The sequence below is a fragment of the Enterobacter sp. C6 genome, from assembly GCF_008122455.1.
GTDB lineage: Bacteria > Pseudomonadota > Gammaproteobacteria > Enterobacterales > Enterobacteriaceae > Enterobacter > Enterobacter pseudoroggenkampii.
Genome location: NZ_QPFW01000066.1, coordinates 1 through 2,893, shown reverse-complemented (window position 1 = coordinate 2,893; position 2,893 = coordinate 1). Strand labels below are relative to the sequence as shown.

The window sequence follows — 2,893 nt, the reverse complement described above, 5'->3', positions numbered from 1 at the left end:
GTCAATGGCGTCGGCCAGCAGGCGAGCCAGCGGCAGCGCCCTGTCGGTCATCTCGCGCGAGACCTTCAGCGCCTCGTCCCAGCCGCTCACCGTGCCGGCGACGGTCAGCGCCGCGCGGGGGCCGCGATGGGGAATATGCGCCAGCCCGTCGTAGGCGGCGAGCGTTGCGCGCGATCCCGCCACGCCGCTGGCATCAATGGCGACAGGTTCGCCTTCCGGCGGCACGATAAGCCAGAAGCCATCGCCCCCCAGCCCGTTCATGTGCGGATAAACCACGGCGATGGTGGCCGCCGCCGCGACCATCGCCTCTATCGCGCTGCCGCCTTCGCGCAGCACGGCCAGCGCGCTCTGGCTGGCAAGGTGGTGGGGCGCAACCGCCATACCGTGTGTGGAGACATTACTTTGCATGAGGAGTCCTCGTAACCCTGAAGGTCACAAGGTGCTGCAAAAGCTGTTCCAGTTCTGAAAGAAAAGTTTCAGTAAACTGGCACGTATAATGAAAGGTAGAATGAAAGGCAAAATGTGATGAAACAAAAGTTACAGAGGCGCTATGGAACAACTGGATGAACGTCTGAAAGCACAGTACCCGTCGCTGTCGCCGCAGGAGCAGCGGGTGGCGGACTTTATTTTCGACCATTTTGACGATCTGATTAGCTACAACAGCGCCGAGCTGGCGCAACTGAGCGGGGTGTCGAAAGCCACGGTGAGCCGTCTGTTTAAGCGTCTGGGCTATGAGAAATATAAGGACATGCGCGACGAGCTGCGCACCCTGCGCCAGAGCGGGATGCCGCTCACCGATAACCGCGATGCGGTGCAGGGCAATACGCTGCTGGCGCGTCACTATAAGCAGGAGATGGCGAACCTGACCCAGTGGGTCAATGCCCTCGACGCGCAGCAGTTTGCCGACGCCATGGCCTGCATGGTTAAGGCGCGGCGCATCGTCATTATCGGCATGCGTAACGCCTATCCGGCGGCGCTGCACCTGCGCCAGCAGCTGCTGCAGGCGCGCGGTCAGGTGCTGGTCCTGCCGCAGCCGGGGCAGAGCCTGGGCGAGGAGCTGGTGGATTTAACGCCGGACGATCTGGTGGTGATGATGGCCTTCCGCCGCCGCCCGCGCATTATCCGCCCGCTGATGCAGCAGCTTCAGAGTAGCGGTATTCCGGTGCTGCTGATGTGCGAGCCGCAGGCGCACAGCCTGTTCCCGCTGGCGAGCTGGCAGCTCTGCGCCCCGCTGGACAGCGTCTCGGCCTATGACAGCTATTCCTCGGTCAACAGCCTGATCAACCTGCTGGCGAACGCCTTCCTGCATGAAATTCTCGATAAAGGCCGTCCGCGCATTCACGAAATTGCCTCCCTCTACCAGCAGCTGGACGAACTCGAACAGCGATAATGGGGCATCAGGCTGGTGCTTTGCATTGAAATGGTGCAGCTGACGGGGCGGAGAAACGCACGTTTTTTCGACCCGCCCGCGTTTTATCAGGCTTCTCAACAATATTCCCCGCTTCGCCTTACCTGGCACATTAGTTGCAAAATCACATTCAAAGAATCTTTTGTTTCATGTTAACGTTACGGGGAAGCACCATGAAAAAATTGTTGATTGCACTGGCCGGGGCCGCATGCCTCTTCACACAGCTGCCGGCAAAGGCTGACCAGCTTCAGGATATCGAGAAGCGCGGCACCATTCGCATTGCCGTGCCGCAGGACTTCCCGCCGTTTGGCTCGGTGGGGACCGATCTGCAGCCGCAGGGCTACGACATCGACATGGCGCGCTACCTGGCTAAACAGATGAAGCTCAAGCTGCAGCTGGTGCCGGTGACCAGCGCCAACCGCGTGCCGTACCTGCAAACCGACAAGGTGGACCTGGTCATTTCCAGCCTCGGTAAAAACCCGGAGCGCGAGAAGGTAATCGACTTCAGCCGCGCCTATGCGCCGTTCTTCCTCGGCGTGTTTGGCCCGAAAGGGGCTGAACTGAAGGATGCCGCTGCGCTGAGCGGAAAAACCATCGGCGTGACGCGCGGGGCGGTGGAGGACATGGTGCTGACCGGCCTGGCGCCGAAAGACGCGGACGTGAAGCGCTACGAAGACAACAACACCACGCTCTCCGCCTACCTCTCCGGACAGGTGCAGTACGTGGCAACCGGCAACCTCGTGGTGGCGGCCATTTCGCGCCAGAACGCGGCGAAAGCCCCGGTGCCGAGCTTTATGCTGAAAGACTCGCCGTGCTTTATTGGCCTGAAGAAGAACGAACCGGCCCTGAAGGCAAAAGTGGATGCGCTGATTGAGCAGGGCATCAAGGACGGCACGCTGAACGGCCTGTCTGAGCAATGGCTGAAGGCCCCGCTGCCGGCAAATCTTGGCGCCTGAGCCGATGACGGAGCAACTTGATTTTTCAGCCCTCTGGCCGCACTGGCCGGAGCTGCTGGCCGGACTGTGGGTCACCGTTCAGCTGACGGTGATGGCCACCGTCGGCGGGCTGGCAACGGGGATTGTCGGGGCGGCAATCCGCAGCGGACGCACCACCTGGTTCAGCCGCATCTGGGGCGCGTACGTGGAAATCATCCGCAACACGCCGTTTGTGGTGCAGCTGTTTTTCATCGTCTTCGGCCTGCCGAATCTGGGGCTGAAGATGACGGCGGGGGAAGCGGCACTGCTGGCCATGGTGGTGAACCTGGGCGCCTACAGCACCGAGATTATTCGCGCGGGCATTCAGGTCACGCCGAAAGGGCAGTGGGAGGCCGGTCGCGTTCTGGGGCTGACCCGCCTGCAGACCTTTATTCGCGTGGTGCTGCCGCCCGCGCTGCAGCGCATTTACCCGGCGCTGGTGAGCCAGTGCATCATCGTGATGCTCGGCTCGTCGGTGGTGTCGCAGGTCTCCTATGAAGAGCTGACCTTC

General features: G+C 61.5%; 3 protein-coding genes and 1 pseudogene. 3 read left to right on the top strand and 1 reads right to left on the bottom strand.

What is annotated here, in order from left to right; genetic code table 11:
* A pseudogene (gene hpxW, locus DOU50_RS00575) lies at nucleotides 1-408 on the bottom strand (oxamate amidohydrolase); the annotation flags it as partial.
* A gap of 142 nt (nucleotides 409-550) precedes the next feature.
* Between hpxW and hpxU the strand changes: the two are divergent.
* From hpxU to DOU50_RS00560, 3 genes are all read left to right on the top strand, one after another.
* Nucleotides 551-1,390, top strand: coding sequence for a MurR/RpiR family transcriptional regulator HpxU (hpxU, locus tag DOU50_RS00570; protein WP_023311063.1), 840 nt, complete (start codon nucleotides 551-553; stop codon nucleotides 1,388-1,390).
* Nucleotides 1,391-1,581: 191 nt separating this feature from the next.
* Complete coding sequence (locus tag DOU50_RS00565) at nucleotides 1,582-2,364, top strand: transporter substrate-binding domain-containing protein (RefSeq protein WP_008499846.1); 783 nt, start codon at nucleotides 1,582-1,584, stop codon at nucleotides 2,362-2,364.
* A 4-nt stretch (nucleotides 2,365-2,368) separates the two neighbouring features.
* Nucleotides 2,369-2,893, top strand: a 525-nt coding sequence (locus DOU50_RS00560; RefSeq protein WP_148768498.1) for an amino acid ABC transporter permease, incomplete at its 3' end; no start/stop codon positions are given.

Coding starts and splice junctions, on each gene's coding strand:
- hpxU (WP_023311063.1), top strand. CDS start 551: ATGGAACAACTGGATGAACGTCTGAAAGCACAGTACCCGTCGCTGTCG.
- DOU50_RS00565 (WP_008499846.1), top strand. CDS start 1,582: ATGAAAAAATTGTTGATTGCACTGGCCGGGGCCGCATGCCTCTTCACA.